The organism is Arthrobacter sp. Dra40, from assembly GCF_059091905.1.
The window spans coordinates 1-8,271 of sequence record NZ_JBNHHB010000219.1 but is presented as its reverse complement, the minus strand read 5'-3'; the positions used below and the strand labels follow the sequence as shown (position 1 = coordinate 8,271).

The following is an 8,271-nucleotide window of genomic DNA, read 5'->3' as shown; positions in this document are numbered from 1 at the left end:
TCTTGCGAAGCAGTTTGCGGTGCTTCTTCTTGGCCATACGCTTGCGGCGCTTCTTGATAACTGAACCCACGAGTCCCTCATTCACTGATAGTTTCCGCGCTGCCGGTGCCCGGCGGGGCACACGCCAACATACGGTTTTTCGACGATGACGTAAAACGTTCCTTAACAGGGTACCGCCTCCGCAGCCCCGGCATTGACCGCGGGACGGCCCAGGGCACGCACCGGAGCGTCAGGCGGTGCCGGATTCCCTGTCGATGACGGCGCCGCGCAGGTACTCCTCCACGGCTGATTCGGGCACCCGGTAGGAACGTCCGAAGCGCACTGCAGGCATCTCGCCCGAGTGCACCAGACGGTAAACGGTCATCTTGGACACGCGCATGACTGCGGCCACTTCCGACACCGTCAAGAAGCGCACACTCGAGAAATTGTTCTCGTCAGCCATTACGCACTGTTCCTTTACTGTAAGCATCGGCGACGGCGTGCCGCCTTGCCCTGCCCCAAAAACCGTCTTCCTAGATACTTTAGAGGCTGTTGTGGCAAAAGTGAAAGTGCGTACTGTAGCTTAAGCGTTTTAACAGCGCACGGCGTGCACCGGTCACGCCGCTTCCGTCCCGCGATGTTGTGCGGCCGCCGCCAGCTGCGCCACCACGGAGGCGGTCACATCCCACTCCATGCACGCATCCGTGACGCTCTGGCCGTAAACCAACCCTGCCCTGGCTTCACCTTCAGCGACGTCCAGCTTCTGCGCCCCGCCCACCAGGAAGCTCTCCAGCATGATGCCTGCGATGGGGCTGGCGCCGGCTTCAAGCTGGGCGGCAATCTCCAAGGCCACCTCTGCCTGGCGGTGGTGGCTCTTGGCACTGTTGGCGTGGCTGGCGTCGACGATCAGCCTGGGGTTGAGCCCGGCCTCCGCCAGCGCTGCGGAGGCCGCGGCCACGTGGTCGCGTCCGTAGTTGGGGCCGCCCGTCCCGCCGCGCAGGATCACGTGGGTGTCGGGGTTGCCGTTCGTGGACACCAGCGCCGCCCGCCCCTCGCCGTCGATCCCCAGGAACACCTGGGCGGCGGCTGCCGCTTGGCACGCGTCAAGCGCAACCTGGAGTCCACCGTCCGTACCATTCTTGAAGCCCACCGGCATGGAGAGGCCGGACACCAGCTGACGGTGGATCTGGCTCTCGGTAGTGCGTGCACCGATGGCGCCCCAGCTGACCAGATCGGCCAGGTACTGGGGGCTGATCGGTTCCAGGAATTCCGTGGCCACCGGCAAGCCCAGCTCCGCCACCTGCAGCAGGAAGGTCCGCGCCAGCCGCAGGCCGGCCGCAATGTCGTGGGAGCCGTCCAGCCGCGGGTCGTTGATCAGTCCCTTCCATCCCACTGTGGTGCGGGGTTTTTCGAAGTACGTGCGCATCACGATCAGCAGCTCTTCACGGTGTTCCCGCGCGACCCGGGCCAGTCGGCGCGCGTACTCCAGGCCGGCTTCGGTGTCATGGATCGAGCACGGCCCGACGATCACCAGCAACCGGTCGTCCACGCCGTCCATCACCGCACGGATTTCCTCCCGGCCGCGGGCCACAACGGCAGCTGCCTCGGCGGTGATGGGCTGTTCCTGGAGCAGCTCGCCGGGCGACGGCAGCGGGCTGAAGCCGGCCACCCGCAAGTTGTTGGTGCTGCGGGCAGTGGCAACGCCAGCCGCCTCAGCCTCGACAACGTTGTTGCCTGGGGCCGCGTGGATCTCGGCGAGGTGGTGGGCTGGTGCATTCATGGTTGGTGTCCCGTCAGTTGGCGGCGGGACCTTGGAAACAGAACCCGCCGGAGAAATGGCGAAGGGCAGAGAATGATCTCTGCCCTGTTGGCTCTGAAGGTTGGTAGGCGCACGCGCTAAGCGGTCACGTCAGGCCCCTCCAGAGCCAACGCAAAATACGCATACCAACGAGTCGTCATACCCGCAACTCTACGCCGGAACCGCCGCGGACGGAAAACGCGCGGTCACGACGTGACCGATTATGACAAGGCCGCTGGAACCCGCTCAGGCCAGCCCGGCCAGCAGATCGACGCCGTAGACCGGTTCCCGGTCCAACGGACGGATGTCCGTGATTCCATGCGGCTCCAGCGCGGCAGCCAACGACCGCTGGAGGGGCCGGACGTTCATGCCCAAGCCGCCGCCGAGCACCACCGGGCCGGGGATGCCCAGCCGCCGCGACACCAAATGGATCTGTTCTGCCAAGTCTGCTGCTGCACGGCCCAGAATCGCTGCCGCCGCCGGATCGCCGTCTTCGGCGGCAGCCACCACCAACCGGGATTTGCCCGCCCAGTACCGCCGGCCGGTCCCGGGCGCATGGAACAGCGCTATTAATTCCACCGGTTCACGCAGCCGGCAGTCATCCAGCAACAGGCGCGTGAGGTGGTCCGGGGCAACGCCGGCATCTGCCTGCGAGAGCGCGTGCCGCACGGCTTCCCGGCCCAGCCAGTAGCCGCTGCCTTCATCGCCGAGCAGGTGCCCCCAACCGCCGGCACGTGCTTCTGTTCCGGCGTCGTTGATTCCCCACACGGACGTCCCGGTGCCCGCCACCACCCCGATTCCGGTGCTGAGGTGTCCGGCTGCCAGCACCAGACGAGTGTCGTGGACAATGTGGACGTCCGCCCCGGGGGCCAATGGTGCCAGGATCGACCGCAGCGCGGCGGCATCGCCGTTCGTGTCGATCCCACCCGCACCCGCGTAGACCGCTGTCACCGGCTCGCTGCCGAGCAGGCCGAAGACCTCGGCCAAGGCCGCGGCCGCCTCTGCCGTGCTGGTGTTCTGGATATTGGCGCTGCCCGCCGTCGCTTCCGCAACCACCACGCCGTCGTCGAGCCGGATGCCGCGCGTCTTGCTGCCGCCGATATCCAGCCCGATCAGAGTCTGAACCATGCTTTGAGCCTACTCGGCCGGCCCGCCGGCCCGCGGAGGGGCACCGGGTCTTTGGCCTGGCAGCCCCACCTTGCCGCCGGCAGAGCGCCCGGGACAAGCCGACGACGGCGCCCACCGGGGCGGGCACCGTCGTCGTTGTCAGTACAGCGCCGGGTCCGAGGACTTAGATGAGGCCCAGGGCCAGCATGGCGTCGGCGACCTTCTTGAAGCCGGAGATGTTCGCGCCGGCTACGTAGTTGCCGGGCATGCCGTATTCCTCGGCCGTCCCGGCGCAGCGGTCATGAATGCCGACCATGATTTCGGTCAGCCGCTGCTCTGTGTAGTCAAAGCTCCAGGCGTCGCGGCTGGCGTTCTGCTGCATTTCCAGGGCCGACGTGGCCACCCCGCCGGCGTTGGCTGCCTTGCCCGGACCGAAGAGCACACCTGCGTCCTGGAAGGTGGAAGCTGCTTCGCTCGTGCAGGGCATGTTGGCGCCTTCGGCCACCGCCACCAGCCCGGACTCCACCAGCCGGCGGGCGGACTTCTCATCCAGCTCATTCTGCGTAGCGCACGGGAGCGCCACGGTGCCATTGACATCCCAGATGTTGCCATCGGCGACGTAGTGCACGGCCGAACCGCGGCGTTCGGCGTATTGCGAAATGCGGCCGCGCTCAACTTCCTTGATCTCGCGCAGCAGACCGACGTCGATGCCGGCTTCGTCCACGATGTAGCCGCCGGAGTCGGAGGCGGTCACCACGGTGGCACCGAGTTCCTGCGCCTTTTCGATGGCGTTGATGGCCACGTTGCCGGAGCCGGAGATCACCACCCGCTGGCCGTCGAAGCTCTGCCCGCGGGTCTTGAGCATTTCCTGGGCGAACAGCACCGCGCCGTATCCGGTGGCCTCGGGCCGGACCAGCGAGCCGCCCCAACCGATGCCCTTGCCGGTGAGGACCCCGGACTCGTAGCGGTTGGTGATGCGCTTGTACTGGCCGAAGAGGTAGCCGATTTCGCGGGTGCCCACGCCCATATCTCCGGCGGGGACATCGGTGTATTCGCCGATGTGGCGGTACAGCTCGGTCATGAAGGACTGGCAGAAGCGCATGACCTCCGCATCGGACCGGCCGCGGGGGTCGAAGTCGGAGCCGCCCTTGCCGCCGCCGATGGGCATGCCGGTCAGGGCATTCTTGAAGATCTGCTCGAAGCCGAGGAACTTGATGATGCCCAGGTACACGGAGGGATGGAAGCGCAGCCCGCCCTTGTAGGGGCCGAGCGCGGAGTTGAACTCGACGCGGAAGCCGCGGTTGATCTGGACATTGCCGGCGTCGTCGACCCACGGCACGCGGAAGATGATCTGGCGCTCGGGCTCGCAAATGCGCTGCAAGATGGCGGCGTCGGAGTATTCGGGGTGCCGCGCGGAGAGCGGCTCCAAGGTCTCGAAGACCTCGTTGACGGCCTGGTGGAATTCCGTTTCGCCTGGGTTGCGGCGGAAGACTTCGTCGCGGACTTCAAGCAGATGGGCGTCCATTGGCGCGTCCCTTCACTAGCTGACGTATGGGGGCACTCAACTTGCTGCGGGCCCTCACAAAGAAAACCACAAGAACCCGGATCCAAGAAACACGTCTGACATATCGCCTGAGGGGCTCGTAACGCGCCTGCCGGCGGTCCCGCCGGCAGTTTGTGGCACGCCGCCGCGCATTTTCCGCGCCTATCGCCCGGCTGCTGGCGCCGGATGTGCGGGCCGTCACGGACAGCCTTAGCCTCCCAGGGACGGCCGGATGTGCGGGTCATCACTGGCAGGCTCCCTCCCTGTACGCCGCGGGTTGCTGCTTTGTTTCGCCGGCGGAGGTAGTGCTGCCAGCTGCGGGGGCGGAGTGGTGCTGCTTGGCCTCGGCGGCGGAGGTAGTGCTGCCAGCTGCGGGGGCGGAGTGGTGCTGCTTGGCCTCGGCGGCGGAGGTAGGGCTGCTAGCGGCGGGGCGGTGCTGCGGGCGGCGGCGGTAGGGCTGCTAGCGGCGGGGCGGTGCTGCGGGCGGCGGAGGGGCGGTCCTGCTAGCTGCGGCGGCGGCGCGGCAGTTTGGGCAGGTGCGCGAAGATGTCTGCTGCCTTGGTGGTTGCCTTGTTGGCAGCCTGGCCCAGGGAACGGCTGAGGTTGGGCACGGGCACCTCAAGGCTGCGCCCGGACACGGCGTGGCCCGGCTCCTGTGGAGCGGCGACGGCGGCGGCCACTGCAGGAGCCACCTGCTCCACCTCGGCAGGTGGCTGCACGTCGATGCCGAAACTGGTCACCCATTCGGCCACATCCTGCAGCGGCCGCGTTTGCAGCGAGTAGTAGCGCTTTTGTCCCTGCGCCCGCATGGAGACCAGTCCGGCTTCGCGCAGCACCTTCAGGTGCTTGGAGACGGTCGGCTGGCTGACTTCGAGTTCCTCAACCAGCTCGCCGACCGCTTTGTCGCCGCCGCGAAGCGAGCCGAGTATGTCCCGGCGCGTACCTTCGGCAATCACTGCAAAGACGTCATCGATGGCCATTCCATTACCCTATTCGCATATACGCTGCAGGGCACCCCCGGGAGCCGTGGAGACCCCGCGAACAGCGAAATCGTTACACCGGCCCGGCGCCGCGCAGGCTGCGCACTGGTGGCACCGGATCGTTCAGTCAAACCAGGGATCGAGCCCGTGGTACGGGAAGATCTCCTTGCGCGTAGCCATCACCGTGCGGTCCACACTGTCGTTGGGGTCGTAGCCCACTTCCCACGAGCGCCACCACAGGTCGGCGTCGTCGCCCATATAGAGCGGAGCCTGCTGGCCATACCGGACCTCAACGTAGTCGTGCCAGGACTGCGGCACCTCGCTGTGCAACGGGACAGCCCGGCCGGAAACAATGGCCAGCAGGTGCGTCCAGGACCGCGGCACCACGTCATAGACGTCGTACCCGCCGCCGCCCGTGGCGATCCACCGGTCGCCGGATACCTCGCGCGCGAGATCGGCCAGGTCCAGCATCATCTGCCGCTGCGCGTCCACGCTCAGGCGGAGGCTGCTGAGCATGTCGCGTGCGTGGTTATCGCAACCGTGCTGGCTGACAATCACTTCCGGGGCAAAGGCCCGCACCAGCTGCGGAACGACCGCATGAAAGGCCCGCAGGAATGCCGCATCACCGGACCGGGGCGGCATGGCAACATTCACCGAACTGCCCAAGGCTTCCGGGCCGCCGCTCTCATTGGCAAAACCCGTTCCCGGAAACAGGTGGGTGCCGGTTTCATGCAAGGAGATCGTCAGCACGCGGGGGTCGTTGTAAAAGATCGACTGCACACCATCGCCGTGGTGCGCGTCGACGTCCACGTAAGCCACCCGCTGCACGCCGTGATCCAGCAGGTGCTGGATGGCCAGCGCGCAATCGTTATAGATGCAGAAGCCGCTGGCCTTGCCACGCGCGGCATGGTGCATGCCGCCGGCGAAGTTGACCGCGTGCAGCGCCGACCCGTCCAGGATTGCGGCCGCGGACTGCAGCGACGCTCCGGCAATCCGGGCGCTGGCGGCGTGCATGCCCGGAAACACCGGGTCGTCTTCGGTGCCGAGGCCCCGCTCTTCGTCGACCGCCCACGGGTCTTCACTCACCGCCTTGACCGCTGCGATATAGGCCGGGTCGTGAACGGCCTCCAGAGCGGCGTCGCCGGCGATTTCGGCCGCGGCCAAGGTGACGTTCGGGCGGTGGAAGATGGCAAATTCGTCGGCCAGCTTGGCCGTGAGATCCAGCCGGATCGGCGACATCGGGTGGTGCGCGCCGAAGTTGTACGCCAAGAGGGAATCGCTCCACACCGCCAGAGTGGGAACCGGGGGAACTGGGGTCGCTGGCATCACAGACAGGCTACGCGAAAGCGGTGCCCCGCACGCATTCCCCCGGGCGCTGAGCCCGGCAAATGATGATTTACTACAGCAAGGAACAAAAGCAGCGATTCGGAGCCGGATAGAAGCGATCGGGATGACCAGACAGCAGCCGTCGTGGCTGGCGGAGCGGGAGCACGAACGATTCTGGCTTCTGCGCACACTCCGCGACTTCGTGGACCGCGTCGCCAACAGTTCGCCGGCGCGGCTGGCGCTGATCGTTTATGTGGCCGTGATCCTGGTCTTCACCGGGCTGCTGTCCTTGCCCGCCGCTTCCCGGGACGGGAAAATCACGGCGCTGCACGACGCCTTCTTCACCGCCGTCTCCGCGGTCTGCGTCACCGGCCTGACGGTGGTGTCCACCGCGGGTCACTGGACTTTTTTGGGCCAGGCGGTCATCCTGCTGGCCATCTTCATCGGCGGACTGGGCACCCTGACGTTGGCCTCGCTGTTGGCCCTCATGGTGAGCAAACGGCTGGGCGTCAGGGGCAAGCTGATCGCCCAGTCCGCCATGAGCAACGCGGGCCGCCTCGGCGAAGTCGGCACGCTGCTGCGGATCGTGATTACCACCTCGGTCATCATCGAGGTGGTGCTGGCCCTGGTGCTGTTTCCCCGCTTCCTGATGCTTGGCGAATCCTTTCCCCAGGCGGTCTGGCACGGCATCTTCTACGCCATTTCGTCCTTCAACAACGCCGGATTCACTCCCCACTCCGACGGTTTGGTCCCCTATGAGACCGACGAATGGATCCTGCTGCCGCTGATGGCCGGGGGCTTCCTGGGCAGTCTGGGGTTCCCGGTCGTCATGGTCCTGCTGGACCGCGGCTGGCGGTTCAGCAAATGGAACCTCCATACCAAGCTCACAGTCGAGGTGTCGCTGATCCTGCTGGCAGTCGGCGCCCTGGTCTGGGGTGCCATGGAGTGGAGCAACCCGGCGACCTTGGGCGGCATGAGCACCTGGGACAAGATCCTCCATTCAGTGTTCGCCTCGGTGATGACCCGCTCGCTTGGCTTCAACTTGGTGGACATGAACAACATCGAGCCGGCGACCATGCTGTTCTCCGACGCGCTGATGTTCGCCGGCGGCGGTTCCGCGTCGACCGCCGGTGGCATCAAAGTCACGACCATTGCCATCGTGTTCCTGGCCATTGTCGCCGAGGCCCGCGGTGACCGCGACGTTAAAATCCACGGCCGCACCATTCCGGAAGGTGCCATGCGGGTGGCCATCTCGGTGATCGTCATGGGTGCCACTCTGGTGGCGGGCGCGGCCGGCCTGCTGCTGGCCTTCACCGACGACAGCCTGGACCGCGTCCTGTTCGAGGTCATTTCGGCCTTCGCCACCTGCGGGTTGAGCACAAACCTGAGCGCCGAGCTGCCTCCCGAGGGCAAATACGTGCTGTGCGCCCTCATGTTCGCCGGCCGCGTCGGCACCATCACACTGGCCGCCGCGCTGGCGCTCCGCGAACGGCGCCAGCTGTTCCACTACCCCGAAGAGAGGCCCATCATTGGCTGAC

General features: G+C 66.4%; 8 protein-coding genes. 1 reads left to right on the top strand and 7 read right to left on the bottom strand.

Going from position 1 to position 8,271, the window contains the following annotated elements; all coding sequences use genetic code 11:
• The 7 genes from AC5RWT_RS31715 to AC5RWT_RS31685 all read right to left on the bottom strand — a co-directional run.
• On the bottom strand, positions 1–70 hold a 70-nt coding region (locus tag AC5RWT_RS31715; protein ID WP_494083685.1), incomplete at its 3' end, for a 30S ribosomal protein bS22.
• Positions 71–229: 159 nt separating this feature from the next.
• Positions 230–442 (bottom strand): helix-turn-helix domain-containing protein, encoded by a 213-nt coding sequence (locus AC5RWT_RS31710; RefSeq protein WP_493966699.1) that lies wholly within the window; start codon positions 440–442, stop codon positions 230–232.
• Between the two features lie 153 nt (positions 443–595).
• Positions 596–1,759, bottom strand: coding sequence for a 3-deoxy-7-phosphoheptulonate synthase (locus tag AC5RWT_RS31705; protein ID WP_494083684.1), 1,164 nt, complete (start codon positions 1,757–1,759; stop codon positions 596–598).
• A gap of 264 nt (positions 1,760–2,023) precedes the next feature.
• Complete coding sequence (locus AC5RWT_RS31700; RefSeq protein WP_494083683.1) at positions 2,024–2,905, bottom strand: N-acetylglucosamine kinase; 882 nt, start codon at positions 2,903–2,905, stop codon at positions 2,024–2,026.
• 163 nt (positions 2,906–3,068) lie between these two features.
• Positions 3,069–4,409 (bottom strand): NADP-specific glutamate dehydrogenase, encoded by a 1,341-nt coding sequence (gdhA, locus tag AC5RWT_RS31695; protein WP_494083682.1) that lies wholly within the window; start codon positions 4,407–4,409, stop codon positions 3,069–3,071.
• A gap of 521 nt (positions 4,410–4,930) precedes the next feature.
• Complete coding sequence (locus AC5RWT_RS31690; protein ID WP_494083681.1) at positions 4,931–5,407, bottom strand: ArsR/SmtB family transcription factor; 477 nt, start codon at positions 5,405–5,407, stop codon at positions 4,931–4,933.
• Positions 5,408–5,530: 123 nt separating this feature from the next.
• Positions 5,531–6,733 carry an acetoin utilization protein AcuC gene (locus AC5RWT_RS31685; protein WP_494083680.1) on the bottom strand — a complete coding sequence of 401 codons (1,203 nt, stop codon included), beginning with the start codon at positions 6,731–6,733 and terminating at the stop codon, positions 5,531–5,533.
• Between the two features lie 124 nt (positions 6,734–6,857).
• Here AC5RWT_RS31685 and AC5RWT_RS31680 point away from each other — a divergent pair, with 124 nt between their 5' ends.
• Positions 6,858–8,270: a TrkH family potassium uptake protein gene (locus AC5RWT_RS31680; RefSeq protein WP_494083679.1), complete on the top strand. Its 1,413-nt coding sequence runs from the start codon at positions 6,858–6,860 to the stop codon at positions 8,268–8,270.
• Position 8,271 lies beyond the last annotated feature (1 nt).